Source organism: Faecalibacterium sp. Marseille-P9312 (assembly GCF_902497445.1).
Lineage (GTDB): Bacteria > Bacillota > Clostridia > Oscillospirales > Ruminococcaceae > Faecalibacterium > Faecalibacterium longum.
The window spans coordinates 26,675-50,291 of the sequence record NZ_CABVEW010000014.1 but is presented as its reverse complement, the minus strand read 5'-3'; the positions used below and the strand labels follow the sequence as shown (position 1 = coordinate 50,291).

Below are 23,617 nucleotides of genomic sequence, written 5' to 3'. Positions count from 1 at the left end.
ATTTTCTTTTGCTCATCCTTCAGATAACGTAGTCGTTGCCTGCCTCATCGGGTGCGGCGAGGTCGGCAAGGGTGATCTTGCCAAAGTAGTCCTCAATGAGGTCATCAAGGCCCTTCCACATATCATACGTGCGGCAGCTGCTCATCCGGCGGCAGGGAGCCGCGCCCTGTGCAAGACAGCTCACCGGTGCAAGGCTCCCCTCGGTGAGGGTCAGGATCTCGCCCACAGTGTACTGGTCAGGCTCGCGGGTCAGACGATAGCCGCCGCCCTTGCCGCGCAGGCCCTCGAGGAAGCCGTTCTGCACCAGAACCTTGAGGATGTTTTCGAGGTATTTTTCGGAGATCTCCTGCCGGGCGGCGACCTCTTTCAGCGGGACATATTTTTCAGAGCGGTGCTCAGCCAAATCTATCATCACACGCAGCGCATAGCGCCCTTTGGTGGAAACGATCATAGACATTCCTTTCTCTTCTTTCCTGTTATTATTGTGATGCAGCCGGGTCAGCTGCGGAACACACTTCCGTTTATTTTAACCTATTATACAACGGGGTTTATAACTTTTCAATCAGAAATTTTCGATTTTCCATTGACAACCGCCCCAAAGGAAGCTATAATACAGCCAAACCCACAAACCACATTGGTTTAACGGGAATATGAGGGACATCGAGACGGCACCGGCTTTATCCGGTGCAGCCGGGCGCATCGCCCGCAATCGGGAGGTTTACTATTATGAGCAAGATCTATACTTCCGCAGACCAGCTGATCGGCCACACCCCGCTGCTGGAGCTGACCCATATCGAGAAGGATGCAGACCTTTCTGCCAAGCTTCTGGCAAAGCTGGAATACTTCAACCCCGCCGGCTCCGTCAAGGACCGTATCGCCAAGGCCATGATCGATGATGCCGAGGCTTCCGGCAAGCTCAAGCCCGGCTCTGTCATCATCGAGCCCACCTCCGGCAACACCGGCATCGGTCTGGCTGCCGTGGCAGCTGCCAAGGGCTACCGCATCATCATCGTGATGCCCGAGACCATGAGCGTCGAGCGCCGCCAGCTGATGAAGGCTTACGGCGCAGAGCTGGTGCTGAGCGAGGGTGCCAAGGGCATGAAGGGCGCCATCGCCAAGGCCGACGAGCTGGCAAAAGAGATCCCCAACTCCTTCATCCCCGGCCAGTTCGTCAACCCGGCCAACCCCAAGGCTCACATCGCCACCACCGGCCCCGAGATCTGGGACGACACCGACGGCAAGGTTGACATCTTCGTGGCCGGCGTCGGCACCGGCGGCACCATCACCGGTGTGGGCCAGTACCTCAAGAGCAAGAATCCCGGCGTCAAGGTCGTGGCCGTTGAGCCCGCTGCCTCCCCTGTCCTGAGCAAGGGCACCGCCGGTGCGCACAAGATCCAGGGCATCGGCGCAGGCTTCGTCCCCGACGTGCTGGACACCAAGGTCTACGATGAGATCATCGCCGTCGAAAATGACGACGCCTTTGCCACCGGCCGCCTGATCGGCCACAAGGAAGGCGTTCTGGTGGGCATCTCCTCCGGTGCTGCTGTCTGGGCTGCCATCCAGCTGGCAAAGCGCCCCGAGAACGCCGGCAAGAACATCGTCGTCCTGCTGCCCGACACCGGCGACCGTTATCTGTCCACCCCGCTGTTTGCTGAATGATCCTCTCATTCCTTCCGCCCCTGCTGTGGCTTTCCGCCCGGCAGGGGCCTTTTGTTTACCTTCGTGAGACGATATGGTGTGATTTTTTGCATTTTTGCAAACTTTTTGTGAATCCGAGGCTCTTACGGGTTTTGCCTATTGACATTGCAGCGTGTTTGGAGTATATTTTTAGCAGTCGATGAGCTAGAGTGCTAAAACAGCATTCCGGCCCACCGCCTGAATCTCAACTTCCGGTACGAATGGAGGCTTGACTTTATGAATACCAATCAATATACCCAGAAGACCCTTGAGGCTCTGCAGGCGGCCCAGCAGCTGGCTGTGGAGTATCAGCATAACGCACTGGAGCCGGAGCATCTGCTCCACGCTCTGGCGACACAGGAGCAGGGCCTTATCCCCCAGCTGCTCCAAAAGCTGAATGTGGACGCAGGCAGCTTCTCCGCCGCTGTGGCCGAAAAGCTTTCCGCAATGCCCCGGGTGTCCGGCTCTGGCCGTGACCCCGACAAGGTCTATATCTCGCAGGCCACCGACAAGGTGCTGAGCGCCGCCGCCCGCGAGGCCAAGGCCATGAAGGACGACTACGTCAGCGTCGAGCATCTCTTCCTCGCCCTGCTGGACGAGCAGACCCAGAACACCTCCGAGCTGTTCCGCGCCTTTGGCATCACGAAGGATAAGTTCTTACAGCAGCTCACCGCCGTGCGCGGCAACCAGCGGGTGACCAACGACAACCCCGAGGACACCTACAATGCCCTGCAGAAGTATGGTCAGGACCTCGTTGACCTGGCCCGCAAGCAGAAGCTGGACCCCGTCATTGGCCGTGACCAGGAAATTCGAAATGTCATCCGCATCCTGTCCCGTAAGACGAAGAACAACCCCTGCCTCATCGGTGAGCCGGGCGTCGGCAAGACGGCCATCGCCGAGGGTCTGGCCCAGCGGATCGTCCGGGGCGATGTGCCGGAGAACCTGAAGGACCGCACCGTGTTCAGCCTGGACATGGGTGCTCTGGTGGCCGGCGCAAAGTACCGCGGCGAGTTCGAGGAGCGTCTGAAGAGCGTCCTGAATGAAGTGAAGAAGAGCGAGGGCAAGATCATCCTCTTCATCGATGAGCTGCACACCATCGTGGGTGCCGGCAAGACCGACGGCGCAATGGACGCCGGCAATCTGCTGAAGCCCATGCTGGCCCGCGGCGAGCTGCACTGCATCGGCGCGACCACGCTGGACGAGTACCGTCAGTATATCGAGAAAGACCCCGCTCTGGAGCGCCGCTTCCAGCCGGTGCAGGTGGATGAGCCTACCGTGGAAGACACCATCTCCATCCTGCGCGGCCTGAAAGAGCGGTACGAGGTGTTCCACGGCGTGAAGATCAGCGATAATGCATTGATCGCCGCCGCCACCCTCTCTGACCGCTATATCACCGACCGCTTCCTCCCCGATAAGGCCATTGACCTGGTGGATGAAGCCTGCGCCATGATAAAGACCGAGATGGACAGTATGCCCAGCGAGATGGACGACCTCGCCCACCGCATCACCCAGCTCCAGATCGAGCAGGTCAGCCTGAAAAAGGAGACCGACGCTCTGAGCCAGAGCCGTCTGCGCGACCTCGAAAAAGAGCTGGCCGAGCTGCAGGATAAGTTCCACAGCATGAAGGCAAAGTGGGAAAACGAGAAGAACGCCATCGGCAAGGTGCAGTCTCTGCGCGAGCAGATCGAGCAGACCAACGCCGCCATCGAGAAGGCACAGCGCGAATACGATCTGAACAAGGCCGCTGAGCTGAAATACGGCAGGCTGCCTCAGCTGCAGAAACAGCTGGAAGAAGAAGAGAAGATCGCCGCCGCCAAGAAGGAGGACAGCCTGCTGCGCGACCGCGTGACCGACGAGGAGATCGCCCGCATCGTGGCCCGCTGGACCGGCATCCCCGTGGAGAAGCTGGTGGAGGGTGAGCGCGAGAAGCTGCTGCATCTGGACGATGTGCTCCACAAGAGAGTCATCGGCCAGGACGAGGCCGTCACCAAGGTGAGCGAGGCCATCCTGCGCAGCCGCGCCGGCATCGCAAACCCCAACCGCCCCATCGGCAGCTTCCTCTTCCTCGGCCCCACCGGCGTCGGCAAGACCGAGCTGGCAAAAGCTCTGGCACAGGCTCTGTTCGACGACGAGCGGAACATGGTGCGTATCGACATGACCGAGTATATGGAGAAGTTCAGCGTCAGCCGCCTGATCGGCGCGCCTCCGGGATACGTCGGTTATGAAGAGGGCGGCCAGCTGACCGAGGCCGTCCGCCGCAAGCCCTACAGCGTCGTGCTGTTCGATGAGGTGGAAAAGGCTCACCCCGATGTCTTCAACATCCTGCTGCAGGTGCTGGACGATGGCCGCATCACCGACAGTCAGGGCCGCACGGTGGACTTCAAGAACACCGTCATCATCCTGACCTCCAACCTCGGCAGTGACATCATCCTGAACGACCTGGAGCAGCGCCGCGCCGAGGGCTCCAACGAGCTGAGCGAGGACGCCCGCAAGCAGATCGATCTGCTGCTGAAGAGCAAATTCCGTCCCGAGTTCCTGAACCGTCTGGACGAGATCGTCTACTACAAGAGCCTCACCAAGGACGAGACCCGCAAGATCGTGGACCTGCAGCTCGAAGATCTGCGCAAGCGGATGGACGAGGGCAAGCACCTCAAGCTGGACGTCACCACGGCAGCCAAGGACTTCATCATTGATTCCTCTTATGACAGCGTCTACGGCGCACGTCCCATCAAGCGGTTCATCCAGAGCCGTGTGGAGACCCTCATCGCAAAGGCCATCATTCAGGGCAGCTACCCCGAGGGCGCGACCCTGACGGTGGACTACGACGGCACGGGCCTTGTGCTCCGCTAAAAACCGCAGACTTTTTACCTATTTTATCCCTTCTCCTGACAGGAACGCTTGCACCGGCGGGTGGAATATGATATTATAGGCGTTGAACAAAGTGCTTTTCATCGTCGAAGGCAACGGTGGAAAGCACTTTTTGGTTAACATATTATTATAATAAGAAAGTAGAGTTGATTATCCTTTATTATGGACGATGGCAGTATAACGCTCTTGGTGGCGCTGATCGTTCTGATCGCGTTTTCCGCATTCTTCTCCGCCTCCGAGACCGCATTTTCTTCCCTGAACCAGATACGCCTGAAAAGCCGCGCTGACGAAGGCGACACCTCCGCCGCCCGGGTGCTGGCGATGGCCGAGAAGTACGACAAGCTTCTCTCCTCCATCCTCATCGGCAACAACATCGTGAATATCGCCGCCGCTTCCATCGGCACCGTCCTCTTTACCAAGTGGCTGGGTGCGGAGCGGGGCGCCACCACCTCCACCATCGTGCTGACGGTGGTCGTCCTCATCTTCGGCGAAGTGACCCCCAAGACCCTCGCCAAGGAGATGCCGGAAACGGTCGCGACCGCCGTCTCGCCGGTGCTGAGTCTGCTCCTGACCCTCTTCACCCCCCTGACCTGGCTGTTCAGCCAGTGGAAGAAGCTGTTGGGACGCTTCGTCCACAGCAGTGAGAGCGACGCCATCACCGAAGGTGAGCTCATCACCATGGTGAGCGAGGCTGAGAACGACGGTGAGCTCACCGACCGGGAAAGCCAGCTCATCCGCAGCGCCATCGAGTTCGATGACGTGGAGGTGGAGGAGATCCTGACGCCCCGTGTAGACGTGGTGGCCGTGGAGGACGATATTTCGCTGGAAGAGCTTGCGCAGACGTTCGCGGAATCCGGCTATTCCCGCCTGCCCGTCTATCACGACACCGTTGACAACATCATCGGCGTCGTCCATGAGAAGGATTTCTACATCGCCCGTCTGAAAAAGTCCGTCACGATGGAGGACCTCATCGCCCCCACCCTCTACACCACCGGCTCCACCCAGATCTCCCAGCTGCTGCGCACCCTGCGGGAGCAGCACCATCACATGGCAGTCGTCGTGGACGAATACGGCGGCACCGAGGGCATCATCACCCTCGAGGACATTCTGGAAGAGCTTGTGGGCGAGATCTGGGACGAACACGACGAGGCCACTGAGGACTTCCGCCAGCAGTCGGACGGCAGCTGGCTCGTGTCCGGCTCGGCCAGCGTGGACGACCTTTACGAGACGCTGGACCTGCCCGAGGATGAAGACATCGACTCCAACACCGTGAACGGCCTCGTGCAGGAAAAGACCCACCATCTGCCCAAGGTGGGCGATCATTTCCAGCTGAACGACTACGAGGGCGTCGTGACCCGCACGGCCCGCCGCCGCGTCACCGAAGTCCGGTTCACCCACACCGCACCTGCCCCGCAGGACGACGAAAAGGACAAGGACAAGCGCTCTTCCCGTCTGGCGCAGCGCACCGAGGGCCGATAACACTCTATCACACACAAAAAAATCCTCTCCCGATGGGAGAGGATTTTTTCGATCCGGCTATTACTGCTTTTTCCAGCGGCGCATGATGCCCATGCCCAGCGCATAGGGGCCGGTATGGACCGCGATGGTGGAGCCGATCTGCAGCAGGCCCACCTCGCACTGTGCGGCGGGGTACTTGGCACGCAGGGCGGCGCGGGTCTGCATCCAGAGCCGTTTGCCCTCTTCTTCATCGTAGCCGTAGCCCACGATGATGCGGTAGTCGTCCGGCGTGCCGCCGTTGGCGTCCAGATAGTTCATCAGCTGCTCAAGGGCCTTCTCAAAGCTCTTCTGACGGCCCCGGGCCACACCGCCCGAGAAGATCTCGCCGTCCTTGAAGAGGATCATCGGCTTGATGCCCAGAAGATTCGCCGCCCGGCCAGAGACTTTGCCGATGCGTCCGCCCTTGATGAGGTAATCGAGGTTGCCCACCGTGAAGAAGATGTTGTTGGTGGATTTTTCCGCTTCCAGCCAGGTCACCGCCTCGTCCAGCGTGCAGCCTGCGTCGCGGATGGCCACAGCGTTCTCCACCATGGTCGCCTCGGTGACAGTAGCCGCCGCCGAGTCCATCACCTCGATCTTCGCGTCGGGGTAGTCCTCGAGCACCAGCTCCCGGGCGTTGCGGGCGCTGCCCACGCAGCCGCTCATCTTGCCGGTGAAGCAGAGGCAGAGGGTGGGGCGGCCGGCCTCAGCCTGACGGCGGAACACCTCCTCGAAATCCTCGATGGAGGCAAGGCTGGTCTTGGGGTAGGCAGAGGGGTTGTCCACCATGAACTGGTAGAAATCCCGCACAGCGATCTCCTTGCCCTCCTTGCGGTAGTGCTCACCGTCCAGCGAAACATAGAACGGCACGATCTCCACGCCTATCTTCTGCGCCATTTCCGGCGTAAAGTCACAGGCGCTGTCGGTGATGATGTCAAACATTAGCGGCATCCTTCTTTCCGGTGAATTCAGGGTTTAGACCACGTGGTGGATGTATGCCTCACGCTCTGCGCCCACAGAGATATAGGTGATCTTGCAGCCCACGGCCTTTTCCAGATACTCGACGTAGTTCTGGGCCGCCTTGGGCAGGTCTTCCCACTTGCGGGCGGCGGTGATGTCGCAGTGCCAGCCGGGCAGATACTCCACCACCGGCTGTGCGGTGTCCAGAGCCTCGCCCATGGGGAAGCGGGTGGTGGTGGTGCCGTCGCTCAGCTTGTAAGCAGTGACCATGGGGATCTTCTCCATGTAGTCCAGCACGTCCAGCAGGGTCAGGGCGACCTCGTCGCAGCCCTGGCAGAAGACGCCGTAGCGGCTTGCCACTAGGTCGATGGGGCCGACGCGGCGGGGACGGCCGGTGGCAGCGCCGTACTCGTGGCCGGCCTCACGCAGAGCGTGCTTCTCTTCCTCGGTCATGGCCAGCTCAGTGACAAAGGGGCCGTCGCCGACGCAGGAGGAATAAGCCTTCATGACGCCGACGGAGTTGGTCAGCTTGTGGCCCGGGATGCCTGCGCCGATGGGGGCGTAAGCGCCGATGGTGTTGGAGGAAGTGGTGTAGGGATAGATGCCGAAGTCGATGTCGCGCAGAGCGCCCAGCTGGGCCTCGAACAGCACCTTCTTGCCGGCGGCATCGGCGTCAGCCAGATACTGGCCCACATCGCAGATGTAGTCCTTGAAGATGGCGGCGTACTTCTCCAGCCATGCCCACATCTCGTCCACGCTGATGGGAGCGGCGTTGTAGCTGCCCTCCATGACGAGGTTCTTGGCGTCCACCATGGTGACCAGGCGCTTCCTGACGGAGTCGTCCAGATGCAGCAGGTCGCCCATGCGGAGGGTCTTCTTCATGTACTTGTCACCGTAAGTGTAGGCGATGCCGCGCTTGGTGGAGCCGAACTGTGCGCCGGTCTTGGACAGACGTGCCTCTTCCAGACCGTCCTGATCGACATGGTAGGGCATGGTGATGGTGGCGCGGTCAGAGATCTTCAGGTTGGCAGGGGTGATGGAGATACCCTGCTCGCGCAGCTTGTTGATCTCACCGTCCAGATGGTGGGGGTCGATGACCATACCGTTGCCCATCACGCAGACAACATCGGGGCGGAGGATACCGGAGGGCAGCAGGTTCAGCACGAACTTGCCCCGCTCGTTCTTGACGGTATGACCAGCATTGTTGCCGCCCTGATAGCGTGCAACAATATCGTACTCCTGGCTGATCAGGTCGACCATGCGGCCCTTGCCCTCATCGCCCCAGTTGATACCCGTAATTGCAGTAAGCATAATAAATGACCTCTTTATTGTTTTTCAAAAGGCGGCCTTTTCCGCGCACCCTGCCCGGGATACGCCGCCTTGGGAAACTTGTTTTCTGCCGCGCGGCTCCTGCCGGAGCACGCAACAGCTCAAGTATAAGTATAGCACTCTTTCGCCCACAAAAAAAGAGGAAAAAGCGGTTTTGTACGACTTTTTCCTCCCGATTCAGTTCTTTTTGCTCACTCTGTGGATGGTTCCGTCCGGCTCCTTGATGGAGGTGTGCTCCAGCTGGGCGCGGAGGCTGGACTTCATGTCCTCGATATACTCCTTGCGCAGAGCCTGCTGCTCGGCTTTTTCGGCCTCCGTCAGGCCGGTGGTCTTGCTCTTGTGTGCCAGCTCGTTGATGCGGGCTATCTTTTCTTTGGTCATCGAAGTTTTCCTCCGTTTGTGGTATAATTAGAAAAATGCTCAACCTCTCCGTCACGGCTGACGCCGTGCCACCTCCCCTACCGAGGGGAGGCCTTGGCATTCCGTAAAGCTTTCCCTCTTCGCCAGAGGCTCCCCTACAAGGGGAGCTGTCGAGCGACAGCGAGACTGAGAGGTTGTATGAAGGGCAGCCTGCCCTTTTATAGGTTCATTTTAGTATAGCAAAGGACTTTTCTTATGTCAAATCAACTCAATTTTTCACAGCAGATGGACGAAGTGTTGAAAACTCTGGGCGACACCCGCCCCCGGCTGCTGCTCCATGCCTGCTGCGGCCCCTGTTCCAGCGCCGTGCTGGAGCGGCTGTGCCGGTATTTCGACATCACCGTGCTCTACTACAACCCCAACACATGGCCCGCCGAAGAATACCACCGCCGGGGCGAAGAGCTGGAGCGCTTCGTCGCCGCCGCCCACCCGCTGGGCGTGACAGTGGTGGAAGACCGGTACGACCCGCAGGAGTTCTACTCCGCTGTCGCGGGCCTCGAGAACGAGCCGGAGCGCGGCAGTCGCTGCACGGTCTGCTATCGGCTGCGGATGCGCCGTGCGGCCCAGTATGCCGCCGAGCACGGCTTCGACTGGTTCACCACCACCCTCTCCATCAGCCCCCACAAGGATGCCAAGCGCATCAATGCCATCGGACAGGAGCTGGAGCAGGAGTTCGGCGTGAAGCACCTGCCCTCCGACTTCAAAAAGCAGAACGGCTATCTGCGCAGCTTGCAGCTCTCGGAGGAATACGGCCTTTACCGGCAGGACTACTGCGGCTGTGAGTTCAGCGCAAAGGCGAGAGGCATCGGCACTACTGCGGGAGAATAAGTGATACAGTGACAAATATATATCTTATCTACGTCTTATTTTGTCTCTGTATCAGTTTGATACACTGACACTCGCTGATACACTGACTCACTGTATCAGGCCGGAGGCTCTGTATCAGCTGATACAGTTCGATTTTCAACTTATCAGCGTCAAAAAAGTGCAACTGTATCAGATAACCTCCCTCCGTAGAGAGCTGATACAGCTGCACTTCTTATTTTTATTCTTCCGGAAGCTTTGCCACAAGCACCGCAAAGATGACCAGACCCACGCAGGGAACGATGTTGGTCATCATACCGGCGGCAAGACCGGCGCTTTCGGCCACGACGCCGATGACCCAGGGCATCAGGATCGCGCCGCTGGCCGCCACCGGCAGCATGATGCCCATGCTGGTCACGCTGGTCATACGGCCTGCGCTGGCCACAGCGGTGGGGTTCATGCCCGCCATCGCAAAGGCAAAGGCGAACAGCAGCACGATGGCCGCGCCCTGACTGCGGGCCTGCACCAGCAGGATGTAGAAGATGGTGCAGCTCACGCCCATGACCACCATGGCCTTGCGGGGCTGCTTGAAGGGGAACACGAAGGCGATGAGCAGACGTGCCACGAGGGTCGCGCCCCACATGACGGTGACGGTATAGGCCGCCAGCGCGCCTGCGATGATGCCGCTGCCCTTGAAGTAGGTGACCATCCAGCCGGTGACGCTCTGCTCAGCGGCGTTCTGGCAGAAGAGCAGGCCGGTCAACAGCCAGAAGCGGGTGGATTTGAGGAAGCTCCAATCGGTGACTTCCTTCTTGCCCGCGCCCTTGCCCGCAAAGGGAGTCCCCATGTACACCAGCCAGAGCAGCAGACCCAGCACAGCCAGCACCAGCACGGCGAAGGAGCCGCTCACCCTGCCTGCAGCCGCGATGAAAAAGGGGCAGAGCAGTGCGCCGCAGGCATAGCAGCTGTGCATCAGGTTCATGCCCCGGGTGCGGTCAGCGGAGTTGTCGCTGACGAGGATGGTGCAGGTGTTGATGACACTGCCCTTGGCGATGCCCACGAGGAAGAAGCCCAGCGCCAGCACAGCCACCGCGCCGCTGAGGCCCATCATGGCGTAGCCCAGCGCATAGCCGATGGTCAGCAGCAGGATGCTGGGCTTCATGCCCAGCTTGCCGGGCAGCATGGCGATGAGGAAGCCTGCCAGCAGGTTGCCGATGCTCATGAGAGACAGCAGGGTTCCGGTCATGCCGTAGGCGAAGCCATACTGCTCCTGCAATAGGCTGACCACCACGCCGCTGGAAATGGCGCAGATGCCGCTGAAAAAGAAGGTGATGAAGCCCACGTTCCGCAGGCGGGTGTTCTTTTGTTCCATACGATTCCTCTTTCCGTTTTTCCTTTTCCGTCCGCGCCTTGCCGTAAGCGCGTTGTATCCTATCCCATTATAGCTTTCTGCTGCCGGAGTTTCAACCTCTCAATCGCGGCTTTGCCGTGGGGCAGATTCTCCTTCGTCCAACCTCTCAGTCTGCTTCGCAGACAGCTCCCCTAGTAGGGGAGCCTCTGGCGAAGAGGCTGACTTTTCCGATATGCCAAAGCCTCCCCTCGATAGGGGAGGTGGCATCGCGCAGCGATGACGGAGAGGTTTTCTACGCAAAAAGAGGGCCGGACAGCTGTCCGGCCCTCTTTGAGGTCAGCGCTTATTCAGCCTTGGTCTCGGGCTTTGCCTCAGCCTTGGCCTCCGGTGCTGCCGCAGGGGCGGCAGCCGGTGCGGCGGGCTTTGCTGCGGGAGCAGCAGGCTTCACCACAGGCTTCGGGGGATACGGATCGTCCTTCAGGGGGAAGAGAATGATCTTCTTCGGGCACTTCTGGGCGCACATACCGCAGCCCTTGCACTTGTCGTAGTCCACGCGGGCCACGCCGTCAACGACATGGATCGCGTCGAACTTACAGGTGCGCTCACACATACCGCAGGCGATGCAGCTGGTGGTGCAGAGCTTGTTGGCGACAGCGCCCTTATCCTGATTGGAGCACATAACGACAGGCTTGCGCGGGCCGCCGGCGTCGATCATGATGACCTTCTTGGGGCAGATGTTGGCGCAGGCACCACAGCCGGTACACTTGTCCTTGTCCACCTTGGCAACACCGTCCACGATGTGGATGGCGTCGAACTTACAGACCTTGGTGCAGTCGCCCAGACCGATGCAGGCAAAGGAGCAGGTCTTGGGGCCGCCGTACAGGGTAGCAGCAGCGGCGCAGGTCTGGATGCCCTTGTAGTCGTAAGCGGGCTTGCAGTGCTCGGAGCTGCCCTGGCACTGGACCACGGCCTTCTTCTCCACAGCGCTTGCCTCACCGCCCATGATCTTGGCGATGGCAGCAGCAGCCTTGGGGCCGCCGGGAGCGCACTTGTCGCAAGGCACGCCGTCCATGACGACAGCCTTTGCGTAGTCGGCACAGCCTGCGTAGCCGCAGCCGCCGCAGTTTGCGCCGGCCAGACAGCCGGCAACTTCTTCGATACGGGGGTCTTCCTCAACTGCCATGAACTTGGCAGCGGCGACCAGAATGATTGCGCCGACAGCACCGACGATGGTGCAGAGGATAACAGCAGATGCGATATTCATAATCCTGTTCCTCCTTTACAGCGTCACGTTAAACAGATTCTCAACGATGCCGCCAAAGCCCATGAAGGACAGGCTGGTGATCGCTGCGGCCAGCAGAGTGATGGGCAGGCCCTTGAAGGGAGCCGGGGGATCACAGGCCTCCACGCGCTTGCGCACGCCGCTGAACATGACCATAGCCAGCATGAAGCCGACGCCTGCGCCGATGGCACAGATCAGAGCCTCGATGTAGGCCGCGCCGAAGCCCAGAGCCTCGACGTCTGCGCCGTAGTCATCGACGACCAGAATGGTGACAGCCAGAACGCAGCAGTTGGTGGTGATCAGGGGCAGGTAGACGCCCAGAGAGTTGTACAGCGCAACGACATACTTCTTCAGGAAGATCTCGATGAACTGCACCAGAACTGCAATGACCAGAATGAACACGATGGTCTGCAGATAGCTCAGACCGGCGGGGTTCAGAACAAAGATCTGCAGCGGGAAGGTCACAGCCGTAGCCATGAACATGACGAAGATGACAGCGCCGGACATACCCACAGCGGAGTCAAGCTTCTTGGAAACGCCCAGGAACGGGCAGATGCCATAGAACTTCACCAGCACGTAGTTGTTGACAAGGATCATGCTGAAGAAGATAGCAGCGAGTTTGACGAGCATCTTATTAGCCCTCCTTCTTCAGATTGTCGATGTCGCAGCAGCTCTTGCGCTCGATGCGCGCATCCAGCTTGCCTTCCAGCCAGACACAGCCGGCCATCAGGACGCCGTAGCAGAAGAATGCGCCGGGAGCCTGAGTCATGATGCTGATGCGGGCGATGCTGTCGGGCAGGACCTGGAAGCCCAGCCAAGTGCCGCTGCCCAGCACCTCGCGGATGGTAGCCATCAGCACGACGGTGAGGGTGTAGCCGATGCCCATGCCGACGCCGTCCAGTGCAGAATCGACCACGTTGTTCTTGCAGGCGAACATCTCGGCACGGCCAAGGATGATACAGTTGACGACGATCAGGGGCAGGAAGACGCCCAATGCGGTGTACAGGCTGTCCATGTAGGCGTGCATGACCATCTGGACGATGGTGACGAAGCCTGCGATGATGACGATGTAGCAGGGCAGATGGACCTTTGCGGGGATCACGTTGCGCAGCAGCGAGATCAGGATGTTGGAGCAGACCAGCACGAAGGTGAAGGCTGCGCCCATACCCAGTGCGCTGGAGACTGCCGTGGTAACTGCCAGGCAGGAGCAGGTGCCCAGGACCAGACGCAGAACGGGGTTCTCTTTGATGATGCCGTTGGTAAGGATGCTTACCTTGGACTTGTTTTCAGATGCCATTTCTTACCAACCTCCTTTATGCCAGCTCGTTGTAGCAGTTGACGCAGTCGTTGATGGCGGCGAACAGTGCCTTAGAGGAAATGGTCGCGCCGCTGTATGCGTCAAAACCGCCCTGACCGATGGCGATATTCTGGGTGCCGTCCATGCCGTTGAACTGGGCAAGGAAGGTGTCGGTTGCGACATTGGAGCCGATGCCCTTGGTCTGAGTGGAAGCGTCCACCCAGATGCCGGTGACGGTGCCGTTGGTGTCGTAGCCCATGATGACGGTGAGGATGCCGCCGTCGAAGCCCTTCTCCTCAGCCTTGATGGCGATGCTGCCATCCTCGGCCTTGACGACGCCGGTGACGTTCTCGGTGGTGTAGTCGGTCACTTCTTCCAGCGTCTTGGCGTCAGAAACGGTGGGCATGACGTCCACATAAGCTGCCAGAGTGGCGGCCTTCTGGTTTTCTTCGATGATAGGCGCAGTAAAGGAGTTGACCAGGGCCAGCAGGAAGCTGACCACCAGTGCGATGACGCTCAGCACGACTACCGGCTTTACCGTGCTTTCCCAAGTAGACTTATTCATTTGCCAGCAGCCTCCTTCTTAGCAGGTTTGACATAGCCATACGGCGTCTGGCGGGTCAAGTCATTGATGTACGGGACCCACAGGTTCATGAACAGCAGTGCGAAGGACACGCCCTCGGTGTAGCTGCCCCAGTAACGGATAGCAAAGGTGACGATGCCCAGAGCCACGCCGTAGATCAGCTTGCCCTTCAGGGTGAAGGGGCTGGTGACGTAGTCGGTGGCCATGAACACAGCGCCGAACAGCAGGCCGCCGCTCAGCACAGCCACCAGTGCAGCGTGGACGCTGTGGGTGGCGATGAGGTAGAACACGAACATGCTGCCAACGTAAGCGGCAGGGATGGCGATGCTGATGGTCTTGGTGACCACGAGGTAGATCAGGCCCAGCACGATGGCCAGAGCGCAGGTCTCGCCCAGAACGCCGCCGTGGACGCCCATGAAGAGGTCCAGCAGGCTCAGTTTGTTGGGGTCAGCCACAGCCAGAGGAGTAGCGGAGGACAGCTGATCGACCGCTGCATCCGGGAACACCCAGTTGTTCATCGCGCCGGCAAAGCTGACGAACAGCACGATACGGCCCACCAGAGCGGGGTTCGCAAAGTTCATGCCGATGCCGCCGAACAGCTGCTTGACCACGATGATGGCCACGAAGTCGCCGATGAGCAGCTCACCGATGGGCATGCCCACAGGCACGTTCATGGCGAGGATGATGCCGGTGACGACGGCGGACAGATCGCTGATGGGGTTTGCCTTCTTCAGCAGCTTGCAGTACAGCCACTCGAAAGCCACGCAGGCCACGACGGACACTGCGGTGACCAGCAGAGCACGCAGACCAAAGATAATGGCAGAGGCCACGACGCACGGGGTCAGAGCCACGATCACGTTGGCCATCAGGCCGGCGGTCGTCTCCTCAGAGCGCAGGTGCGGGGAGGCCGAAACAATAAGCTTCGTATCCATTACTTATTGCCTCCTTTTTTGATTTCACCGAGATAGAATGCCTTGGCCAGACCCATCATCTGGGTGCAGGGACGCTTGGCCGGGCAGACGAAGGTGCAGGAGCCGCAGTTGAAGCAGTAGTCAACGTGCAGCTTGCCCAGCTCCTGGACGTCGCGGGCAGCGTAAGCCTGGTTGACCTCCACGGGCTCCAGACCCATGGGGCAGTACTCGACGCAGCGGCCGCAGCGGATGCAGGGGTTGACCTGGGGGGGCTGTGCAGTCGCCTCGCTCAGCATGATAAGGCCGGAAGTGGTCTTGGTGGTGGGGTAGCTCAGGTCACGCACAGCGGGACCCATCATAGCGCCGCCGGCCACGACCTTGCCCAGAGTGACGCCGCCCTTGAGGCCGGCAGTGTTCAGGACATCCTCGTAGGAAGTACCCACGGGGACGATGAGGTTCTGGGGCTTCTCGCAGGCATCGCCGTCCACGGTGATGACGCGGCTGACCACCGGCATACCGGTAGCCAGATACTTGCCGAGGCTGGACACGCTGGTCACGTTCATGACGATGGCGCCGGCAGCGGCGGGCAGGCCGCCGTGCGGGACCTCGCGGCCCAGGCACTTCTCGATGAGGATGAGCTCTGCGCCGGTGCCGTAGACGCTGGGCAGGGGCTTCACCTCAATGGCGGGCTTGTCCTTCGTCTTCTGGCACAGCAGGTCGATGCACTCGGGCTTATTGTTCTCGATGCCGATGACGCACTTCGGGATGCCGGTGTACTTCAGCACAGCCTCGATACCGCGGACGATGTCGTCTGCGCAGTTCAGCATCTCCTGGGTGTCGCTGGTCAGCCAGACTTCACACTCGGAGGCGTTGATGAGCAGGGTATCCACGGGGTCCTTGGGCTGCAGCTTGACGTCAGTCGGGAAGCCTGCGCCGCCCAGACCCACCAGACCGCTCTCACGCACGGCGGCGAGGAAGCTGGCCTTATCGGTCACTTCGGGTGCCTTCACGGCGGGGTCTACGGTCTGCTTGCCATCGGTCTTGATGACCACAGAGTCGCACATCCGGCCATTGGACAGACGGAACGGTTCCACAGCCGCCACAGTACCCGAGACGCTGGAGTGGATATTTGCAGACACAAAGCCGCCAGCTTCACCGATCTTGGTACCGACGAACACCTCGTCGCCCTTCTTCACCAAAGCCTTGGCGGGAGCGCCGATATGCTGACTCATCAGGATGCGTACCTGCGCGGGCAGAGGCATCGGGACCGGTTTGCTTGCAGCAGTTGCCTTGTCATGCGGCGTATGCGCGCCAAGCGCCGCACGTTTCAGCTTGTTCAACATGGAATTAAATCCCCCATTCTGCTTGAATTGCTGTCCCCACGCCCATGCAGGCGCACTGGTACAGGGACAGTTGCTGCTTAACATGTTTATTGTATCATTTTGCGGTGGGAAGTCAACGACAACAAGGCCAAAATGATGGAAATTCCTTAAATTTCTTGGCTGTTTTTAACGATTAGCCGTGGCTAACCTCCCATTTTTTCGTTCGTATCGCACAACTTTTCCCAAAGTCCGGTCGTTTGCCTTTCCGGGAAGAATATGTTATACTACAACCAAACGAACACGCAGGCGCATCCCGCGCCGTGCGGTCTGAGCCGTCAAGGAGGGTCTACCATGAAATTTCTGAAAGTAATGCTCGCTGTTTTGACCTGTCTGGCTGTCACGCTGACCGGCGTGCTGCTCTTTGTGGACAAGCACGGCCCCCGCTATATCCAGATCGACAACAGCGAAGACTGATTTTTCTCCGACGACAGAAGCCCCCGGATGCGGCACCGCATCCGGGGGCTTTCTCGTTTTATCTTATCTTAGTACGGCAGGAGCACCACGCCGCCCTCGTTGGTGAAGGAGATGCCCACCATCGTCACGTCGGCGCTCTTCAGCAGCTTGAAGGCCGGGGTGGGCAGCAGGTCCATGTTGTTCCAGTCCGTTATATCCCAGCCGCCATTTTGCAGCTTGTAGGAGTAGCAGTCGCCGATGCTGACTTTGCCCTCCACCTCGGTGTCGAGGATGGCCAGCCACTGGGCGTCGTAAGCGTCGCCGTCATCGGTGCTGAAATAAAGCGCCGCCATCCGGTCGGCCTGCGCGTCCGTGTCCGCCGTTTCGGCCACAGGGGCAAGGCCGTTCTGCTGGCGTACCGCATTGATGGTGTCCAGCACAGCCTGCTTCTGGGCAGGCGTCTCCGCAGTGACAGGTGCAGCCGTTGCGCCGACCGCAGCGCACAGCAGCGTGACTGCCGCCGCACAGACCAGCAGCGCCGAAAGGAATTTTTTCGTCAGTTTCATGTTCCGTCCCTCCACGAACAAATTTTCTGCCCGGCTCTGCGCCGAACCTTGTGTGTAGTCTATCACCGCCAAAAGTCAGCTGTCAATGCTCAGATCCGACAAAAATGCCGCTGATTTTTCATCAGCGGCATTTTTCATTCCATCAATAATCCTTTTCGCAGCCCAGCAGGAACTTCATGTACGCGAAGGTCCGCTCCTGCCCGATGTCCCGCACCATTTTGAGCAGCTTTTCCAGCAGCGCTCTCGTCTCGGGGTGGAGCAGATAGTGGTCTTTGCTGTGCTCGTAGTACTCCCAAGGGGAGGCGTCGGTGTACTTGCCGCCCAGATAGATCTGGCTGGCGGCCACACGGTCGCAGACCATCTCGCAGACGTACCGCAGGGGGATCTTCATGCCGGTGAGGCCGGCTTTCGTGGTGCTGTAGTCGATCCAGTATTCGAGGTGATGCTTGTTGCGGCCCTTGTGGTGGAGCCATGCCGAGGTGTAGCCCCTGGCTTCCCGCTCCGCCTCATTGGGGCTGTGGTCGCCCTGATAGTAGATGCAGCCCGGGATGAACTCGGTGGGACTGTACTTGCTCAGATCGTGGGCAAGGCCCTGCTCGTAGAGCCCGCAGGCAAAGCAGTATTTCATCACCAGCAGCTTGTGCCGGGTGATGGTCTCAAAATGGCCTTTGATGTTCATGCGTTTCGCCACCTCACTGTCACTTTTCCCTCTTTGAGGTTCCGCAGATCGCCGCTCTCCGAGAAATCCTCCCGGTCGTGAGTCAGGCTGGGGTTATAATAGGGGTCATCCAGAATATCCGCCTTGCCGTGGACGTCGTAGAGCCGCTGCTGCTCGGCGGCAAAGCGCGCCGCCTTGACGGGGTCTTTCTCGTCGCCGCCGCGGCTCTTGCTCTCGTAATGGGTCAGCTGGGCGTAGGGCGTCCACACGATACGATAGCCCTTGTCCCGCACCCGGAGGCAGAAGTCCACATCGTTGAAGGCCACGGCAAACTTCTCGTCCAGCCCCTTCACCTCGTCCCACACGCTGGCCCTGACCAGCAGGCAGGCACCCGTGACGGCGGAGAAGTCCTGCACGGTAGCGGCGCGGAACAGATAGCCGCTGCCGCCCGCCTTCTTGTACTTATGGCTGTGGCCCGCGTAACCGCCCAGACCCGTGACGACGCCCGCATGCTGGAGCGTCTCGTCGGGATAGTAGAGCATCGCGCCGCAGATGGCCGCCCCGCCGGGGTGGGCGCACTGCCGCAGCAGCTCGGTGAGCCAGTCGCCGTTCCGCACCTCCACGTCGTTGTTCAGCAGCAGCAGGTACTCGCCCTGCGCCGCCTTCCGGCCAAAGTTGTTGATGGCTGAGAAGTTGAAGCCCTTTTCCGGCCAGGTGACCACTTTCAGGCCCTCGTACCGCTTCTCAGCATCCTTATAATAGGCAAAGGTGGCCGGGTCGGTGGAGTTGTTCTCGATGACGATGACCTCGAAGTTGTCCCACTCGGTCTTTGACCAGATGCTGTACAGGCATTTCTCGAGGTCGTCGGTGTGGTCTTTGTTGGGGATGAGGATGCTCACCTTGGGGTCGCCCTCGATGTCCCACTTGACCCGGTAGGTGCTGGGGAAAAGCCCATCCTCCACCGTGCCGGTGCGCCCGGTGCGGCTCAGATGGTCGGCCAGCGCCTTTTTGGCAGCTGCCGCCACATAGGGCTTGGCATCGGTGCCGCCGGAAGTAGAACCGGCATGGACCCGCCAGTAGTAGAGCACCTGCGGCAGATGAGCCGCACCGCCGGTCTGTTCGATGAGCCGGAGGAAGAGGTCGTGGTCCTGACTGCCGTCGCACTCGGGGCGCTCGCCGCCCAGCTGCTCATACAGCGCCCGCTTGAAGACCGCCAGATGACAGATGTAGTTGCAGCAGAGCAGATAATCCGGGGCATAATCGGGCTTGAAGTGTCCCACCATCGGCTTTTTGATGTCTTTGGTGAAGAGCGCCTCGTCGCTGTAGAGGAAACTGTCCGGCTCACCCTTTTCGCGGAGCTGCAAGACAGCCTTTCCCATCGCGTACATGGCGTGGGGGGCCAGCACATCGTCGTGGTCGGCGAGGGCGAGATATTCGCCCGTCGCCAGCGTCTCGGCGGCGTTGGTGTTGGCGGCGATGCCCTTATTTTCGACCTTTTTGTATACGATGCGTTGATTTTTCCGCTGATATTCCCTTACGACACGCTCCACCTCGGGGTGGGCGTCGTCGGAAGCGTCCGCGAGGCAGAGCTGACCATTGGGGGCGGTCTGGTTCACGAAGGAGTCCAGAAATTCCCGCAGGTAATTTTCGGGCGTATTATACAGTGGGGTCAGGATGGAGATGGTAGGCAGGCCGCAGTTCTCAGCGGTCTTGCCGACCATTTCGGCGGCCTGAGCTTCCAGCACCTTTTTGCCGGGCAGATAGCGCGCCCGCTTGCCGAAGAAACGGCGGCGGACAAAGCCCGCGCCCCGCTTTACCATCGTGGGCAGGCCCTCGTCTTTCGTGAGCTGGACAGCATAGCCCATCAGCTCTTTGGCGCGTTTGAGTCGTACATTCATAGTTTCTTATGCCTCGCCCCGCTGCACGGCCTTGTAGGCGTTGCAGACGGTCTCGGTGTCGCCGTTCATCTTGAGGTGGCCGTGGCTCAGCCATGCCACCTTGCTGCACATGCGCTCGATCTGCTCGATGGAGTGGGACACCAGGATCACCGTGGTGCCGCCGGCCATCAGCTCTTTCATCCGCTTTTCGCACTTCTGCTGGAAGAGGAAGTCGCCCACCGCCAGCACCTCGTCGGCGATAAGGATGTCAGGCTTGGTGATGGTGGCAATGGCAAAGCCGATGCGGGCCACCATGCCGGAGGAGTAGTTTTTCAGCGGCACGTCGAGGAAGTTCTGCAGCTCGCTGAACTCCACGATCTCATCGAACTTCTCGTCCAGATACTTGGGCGAGAAGCCCAGGACCGTACCGTTGAGGTAGATGTTCTCCCGGGCGGTCAAGTCCATATCGAAGCCCGCACCCAGCTCGATGAGGGGGGCGATGGTGCCGTTGACGGTCACTTTGCCCTTGCTGGGCTTGTACACGCCCGCAATGGTCTTGAGCAGGGTGGATTTGCCCGAGCCGTTCAGGCCCACAAGGCCGTAAAAATCGCCGGGCATGATGTCAAGGCTCACGTCCCTGAGGGCGTAGAATTCGTCGTACTGTAAGCGTCCCTGCACCATGGCAAGGAGGTATTCCTTCAGGCTCTCGTGCTTTTCGGTGGAGAGGTTGAAGCACATGGACACATTGTCCACTTTGATGATAGGTTCCATCGTTCTCTCCTCCCTCTTATATATGCAGCACGAAGCGGTCCTGTGTCTTGCGGAACATCTGGACGCCTATCAGCATCGAGATGAGGGCGCAGAGGCCGCAGACGAGGAACATGTTGATGTCCAGCGGGATGCCCCACATCAGGGTGCGGCGGAAGCCCGTGATATACCAGTACATCGGGTTCAGCTTGATGATCTGCTGCATGTTGAAGCCGCCGATGGAGAAGGTCATCTGGGTGGGGTCGTAGAAGATGGCGGAGAAATAGAGCAGCGCCGTGATAAAGACACTCCAGATGTGCATGATGTCCCGGAAGAACACCGTCGCCGCCGCGAGGAAGAGGCCCACGCCGAGACTGAAGAAGAAGAGGGTCACCAGCGGGTAGAGGGCTTCAAACACCGTGATATGGATGGGGCTGCCGGTGAACACCATGACCAGCGCCAGCGCCACGAAGCTGAAGACGCAGTTGACCATGGCGAAGCAGCACTTTTCCAGCGGGAAGACATATTTCGGGATATAGACCTTTTTCAGCAGGGAGGCCGCGCCGAGGACGCTGCTCATGCTGGTGGAGGTGGCCTCGTTGAAGAAGTTGAAGAGCAGCTGGCCGCACATCAGGAAGACCGGGAAGTTGTCGATGCCGCTGCCCCGCATATCCATCAGGCTGCTGAACACTGCCCAGTACACCAGACACATGAGCAGGGGGTTGAGCACGCTCCACACCACGCCCAGCACACTGCGGCGGTATTTGAGCTTAAAGTCACGGCTGACGAGGTTCCACAGCAGATAGCGGTAGCACCACAGGCCGTTGAACATTGCCTTGAGTTTTTTCACAGGCGATCACCACTTTTCAAAATACTCGAACTTCTGGGCGGCAAAGGGCTCATGGAGCTTGTCCTTGGCGCTGGTCTTGTGCTCGCAGCCGCAGTCGGGCCACTGGACGTTGACGGTGGGGTCGTCGTAGGGGATGCCGCCCTCGCTGGTGGGGTCGTAGACATCGGTACACTTGTAGCAGAACTCGGCCACATCGCTCAGCACGAGGAAGCCGTGGGCAAAGCCCTCCGGGATATAGAACATCTTCTTGTTCTCCTCGGAGAGGATCACGCCCACCCACTTGCCGAAGGTGGCGCTGTTGGGGCGGCAGTCCACGGCGACGTCGTAGACTTCGCCCCTGGTCACACGCACCAGCTTGCCCTGGGTGTGGTTCTTCTGGAAGTGGAGGCCGCGCAGCACACCGCGGGTGGAGCGGCTCTGGTTGTCCTGCACGAATTCCTTGTCGATGCCGGCCTCGGCGAACTGGTCTTTCTGGTAAGTCTCCATGAAATAGCCGCGGTCATCGCCGAACACCTGCGGCTCAATGACGACGACACCGGGGATCTCAGTCTGCGTAAAGGTGAATTTGCCCATAATTATTTTCCTCTCTGTTTTGTTTTATCGTTTTTTGTTGTTTTGTAGAAGCGGTTTTCGTAAGCAGGGTGCGCCGAATGACGAGGATTTTTGCTCCGCAGGCAAGGCGATTTTCCGCAGCGATCCTTGGTGGATCGCAAGGGAAGGCAACGCAGTATGCGGGCAAAAAGGCCATTCAGGCGGGGTGCAATGCTTATGAAAACGGCTTCCAGTATATGGAAAAGCCTTTTGCAGCTTTTGCGCGATTTTTAATGCTTCAAGGGCTTTTGCTTTTTGGTTTTCCGGAGCCGCATCACCCGCATCACGCACAGGGTGGCACCGGCAGTAGCTGCGGTGCAGGCCAGCGAGATGGCGATGAGCATTCCCGCCGTCCTGGCAGGCTTAAGGTCGGAGGCCGTGTCCAGCTCTCTGCCCGCGTTCGCTTCCAGCAGCGCATCCAGCCCGGTGAGTACCGCCGGGACCCGGACACTCGTCGGTTCCTGCTTATCGCCGCCATTGACGGTATACACCGCGTACACTTCCGGCGAAGCACCCAGAACGTATCGTTCGGGCAGCTCCAGCGACACCGAGACATCCCCCGCCGTCACGCCGTCGGCCAGCAGCAGCCGGACGCCGGGGTCGGTGACGGTCACCTTGCCCAGCGCTCCGCCGCCGCCCACGACTTCCACCTCTCCGGTCAGGCCCTGGGAGGGCAGGTCGGTGTAGCCGGTATAGCGGGCGAAAGCGTAGTCCAGCAGGGTGCGGACGTCGTTGTACTTATCGGTCTTCATCTCGCTCTGCATGGTCACGCAGATGAGGCGGACGCCGTTCTGTTCCGCGAGGCAGACGTAGCTGTAGCGGGCGATGTTGGTGTAGCCGATCTTGGAGCCGCGGATGGCCGGGATGTAATACCGGCTGTAGCTCAGCCGCATTTTGTCCTGCTGGGAGAAATAGCGGGTCACCGGCTGGACATTCGTGGGCGCCATGGTGTACATCTCGAGCCGGGTGAAAATGGTCTCAAAGCCCGGCTGGGTCAGCGCCCAGCGCAGAATTTGGGCCATGTCGTAGCAGCTGGTGTAGTGGTCATCGCCGCTGATGCCGTGGGGGTTGGCGAAGTGGGTGTGCTCGAGGCCCAGCGCCTGCACTTGGGTATTCATGGCGGCCACGCCGCCCTCGATGGTGCCGCCGCCGAAGTATTCGGCCAGCAGGTTCGCGCCGTCGTTGGCGCTGGCGATCATGGTTCCGTAAAGAGCGTCCTGCAGGGGGACTTCCTCCCCCTCCCGCAGGGCGATATGGCTGGAATCAGTGCCTGCGAGGGAGTAGACGTCCTCATGGGAGACCGTGAGCTTCACGCCGTCCCAGTTTCCCTGCGCCTTCTGGCAGGCAAGGCCCAGCGTCATCACCTTGGTGATGGACGCCGGGTGCAGTTCTTCGTTCATATTCTGCTGTGCCAGCACGAGGCCGGTGTCTGCATCAATGATGCAGTAAGCCTCCGTCGTGGTCAGGGCCGGACCCACCGCCCCGGCAGACAGCGCCGTGCAGAGCAGGAGCAACGCTGTAAGAAGTGCAGCGATGTATTTTTTCATTCGATCAATTCTCCACAAATCTTCATA

Annotated in this window: 23 protein-coding genes; 5 read left to right on the top strand and 18 right to left on the bottom strand. The window is 59.8% G+C overall.

Going from position 1 to position 23,617, the window contains the following annotated elements:
* Nucleotides 1–19 precede the first annotated feature (19 nt).
* On the bottom strand, nt 20–451 hold the full coding sequence (locus F3G95_RS10860) for an RrF2 family transcriptional regulator (protein ID WP_149794963.1): 432 nt from the start codon (nt 449–451) through the stop codon (nt 20–22).
* A gap of 275 nt (nt 452–726) precedes the next feature.
* Between F3G95_RS10860 and cysK the strand changes: the two genes are divergently transcribed.
* The 3 genes from cysK to F3G95_RS10845 all read left to right on the top strand — a co-directional run bounded on the left by cysK (nt 727) and on the right by F3G95_RS10845 (nt 6,024).
* On the top strand, nt 727–1,659 hold the full coding sequence (gene cysK / locus F3G95_RS10855) for a cysteine synthase A (protein WP_149794938.1): 933 nt from the start codon (nt 727–729) through the stop codon (nt 1,657–1,659).
* Nucleotides 1,660–1,914: 255 nt separating this feature from the next.
* The gene (clpB, locus tag F3G95_RS10850; RefSeq protein WP_149794937.1) at nt 1,915–4,527 is read left to right on the top strand and encodes an ATP-dependent chaperone ClpB; all 2,613 of its coding nucleotides are present in this window, start codon (nt 1,915–1,917) and stop codon (nt 4,525–4,527) included.
* Between the two features lie 180 nt (nt 4,528–4,707).
* Nucleotides 4,708–6,024 (top strand): hemolysin family protein, encoded by a 1,317-nt coding sequence (locus tag F3G95_RS10845; protein WP_149794936.1) that lies wholly within the window; start codon nt 4,708–4,710, stop codon nt 6,022–6,024.
* Between the two features lie 60 nt (nt 6,025–6,084).
* Here F3G95_RS10845 and F3G95_RS10840 read toward each other — a convergent pair whose 3' ends face one another.
* From F3G95_RS10840 to F3G95_RS10830, 3 genes are all read right to left on the bottom strand, one after another.
* A complete protein-coding gene (locus F3G95_RS10840; protein ID WP_149794935.1) occupies nt 6,085–6,984 on the bottom strand; it encodes a DegV family protein in 900 nt (299 codons plus the stop codon).
* A gap of 33 nt (nt 6,985–7,017) precedes the next feature.
* Complete coding sequence (locus F3G95_RS10835) at nt 7,018–8,313, bottom strand: adenylosuccinate synthase (protein ID WP_149794934.1); 1,296 nt, start codon at nt 8,311–8,313, stop codon at nt 7,018–7,020.
* A 195-nt stretch (nt 8,314–8,508) separates the two neighbouring features.
* Nucleotides 8,509–8,712, bottom strand: a complete 204-nt coding sequence (locus F3G95_RS10830; protein ID WP_015565258.1) for a DUF896 domain-containing protein — start codon at nt 8,710–8,712, stop codon at nt 8,509–8,511.
* Between the two features lie 234 nt (nt 8,713–8,946).
* Between F3G95_RS10830 and F3G95_RS10825 the strand changes: the two genes are divergently transcribed.
* Entirely contained in the window at nt 8,947–9,579 is a 633-nt protein-coding gene (locus tag F3G95_RS10825) for an epoxyqueuosine reductase QueH (RefSeq protein ID WP_149794933.1), read from the top strand.
* A gap of 217 nt (nt 9,580–9,796) precedes the next feature.
* On the opposite strand, the gene F3G95_RS10820 is transcribed toward F3G95_RS10825, so the two are convergent.
* The 7 genes from F3G95_RS10820 to rsxC all read right to left on the bottom strand — a co-directional run bounded on the left by F3G95_RS10820 (nt 9,797) and on the right by rsxC (nt 16,322).
* Nucleotides 9,797–10,927 (bottom strand): MFS transporter, encoded by a 1,131-nt coding sequence (locus F3G95_RS10820; RefSeq protein WP_149794932.1) that lies wholly within the window; start codon nt 10,925–10,927, stop codon nt 9,797–9,799.
* A gap of 322 nt (nt 10,928–11,249) precedes the next feature.
* A complete protein-coding gene (locus F3G95_RS10815; RefSeq protein WP_149794931.1) occupies nt 11,250–12,170 on the bottom strand; it encodes an RnfABCDGE type electron transport complex subunit B in 921 nt (306 codons plus the stop codon).
* A 15-nt stretch (nt 12,171–12,185) separates the two neighbouring features.
* The gene (locus F3G95_RS10810) at nt 12,186–12,818 is read right to left on the bottom strand and encodes an Rnf-Nqr domain containing protein (RefSeq protein WP_149794930.1); all 633 of its coding nucleotides are present in this window, start codon (nt 12,816–12,818) and stop codon (nt 12,186–12,188) included.
* 4 nt (nt 12,819–12,822) lie between these two features.
* Nucleotides 12,823–13,485 carry an electron transport complex subunit E gene (locus tag F3G95_RS10805; protein ID WP_149794929.1) on the bottom strand — a complete coding sequence of 221 codons (663 nt, stop codon included), beginning with the start codon at nt 13,483–13,485 and terminating at the stop codon, nt 12,823–12,825.
* 16 nt (nt 13,486–13,501) lie between these two features.
* On the bottom strand, nt 13,502–14,050 hold the full coding sequence (locus F3G95_RS10800) for an FMN-binding protein (protein ID WP_149794928.1): 549 nt from the start codon (nt 14,048–14,050) through the stop codon (nt 13,502–13,504).
* Complete coding sequence (locus F3G95_RS10795; RefSeq protein ID WP_149794927.1) at nt 14,047–15,000, bottom strand: RnfABCDGE type electron transport complex subunit D; 954 nt, start codon at nt 14,998–15,000, stop codon at nt 14,047–14,049. Before F3G95_RS10795 ends, F3G95_RS10800 begins: the two co-directional genes overlap by 4 nt.
* Nucleotides 15,000–16,322, bottom strand: coding sequence for an electron transport complex subunit RsxC (rsxC, locus tag F3G95_RS10790; RefSeq protein WP_149794926.1), 1,323 nt, complete (start codon nt 16,320–16,322; stop codon nt 15,000–15,002). Before rsxC ends, F3G95_RS10795 begins: the two co-directional genes overlap by 1 nt.
* Before the next feature lie 330 nt (nt 16,323–16,652).
* On the opposite strand from rsxC, the gene F3G95_RS14080 reads away from it, so the two are divergent.
* Nucleotides 16,653–16,775 (top strand): hypothetical protein, encoded by a 123-nt coding sequence (locus tag F3G95_RS14080; RefSeq protein ID WP_256276019.1) that lies wholly within the window; start codon nt 16,653–16,655, stop codon nt 16,773–16,775.
* A 68-nt stretch (nt 16,776–16,843) separates the two neighbouring features.
* Here the strand turns inward: F3G95_RS14080 and F3G95_RS10785 are convergent, their stop codons facing one another.
* The 7 genes from F3G95_RS10785 to F3G95_RS10755 all read right to left on the bottom strand — a co-directional run bounded on the left by F3G95_RS10785 (nt 16,844) and on the right by F3G95_RS10755 (nt 23,590).
* Nucleotides 16,844–17,320, bottom strand: a complete 477-nt coding sequence (locus F3G95_RS10785) for a CAP domain-containing protein (RefSeq protein ID WP_149794925.1) — start codon at nt 17,318–17,320, stop codon at nt 16,844–16,846.
* A gap of 142 nt (nt 17,321–17,462) precedes the next feature.
* Nucleotides 17,463–17,999 carry a DUF5662 family protein gene (locus F3G95_RS10780; RefSeq protein WP_149794924.1) on the bottom strand — a complete coding sequence of 179 codons (537 nt, stop codon included), beginning with the start codon at nt 17,997–17,999 and terminating at the stop codon, nt 17,463–17,465.
* Nucleotides 17,996–19,876, bottom strand: a complete 1,881-nt coding sequence (locus tag F3G95_RS10775; protein WP_149794923.1) for a glycosyltransferase family 2 protein — start codon at nt 19,874–19,876, stop codon at nt 17,996–17,998. The genes F3G95_RS10780 and F3G95_RS10775 overlap by 4 nt, the downstream gene beginning before the upstream one ends.
* Before the next feature lie 6 nt (nt 19,877–19,882).
* On the bottom strand, nt 19,883–20,626 hold the full coding sequence (locus F3G95_RS10770; protein ID WP_015565269.1) for an ABC transporter ATP-binding protein: 744 nt from the start codon (nt 20,624–20,626) through the stop codon (nt 19,883–19,885).
* Nucleotides 20,627–20,642: 16 nt separating this feature from the next.
* A complete protein-coding gene (locus tag F3G95_RS10765) occupies nt 20,643–21,452 on the bottom strand; it encodes an ABC transporter permease (protein ID WP_243124987.1) in 810 nt (269 codons plus the stop codon).
* 6 nt (nt 21,453–21,458) lie between these two features.
* A complete protein-coding gene (rfbC, locus tag F3G95_RS10760; RefSeq protein ID WP_015565270.1) occupies nt 21,459–22,025 on the bottom strand; it encodes a dTDP-4-dehydrorhamnose 3,5-epimerase in 567 nt (188 codons plus the stop codon).
* A gap of 248 nt (nt 22,026–22,273) precedes the next feature.
* A complete protein-coding gene (locus F3G95_RS10755) occupies nt 22,274–23,590 on the bottom strand; it encodes a serine hydrolase (RefSeq protein WP_149794922.1) in 1,317 nt (438 codons plus the stop codon).
* Nucleotides 23,591–23,617: the final 27 nt, after the last annotated feature.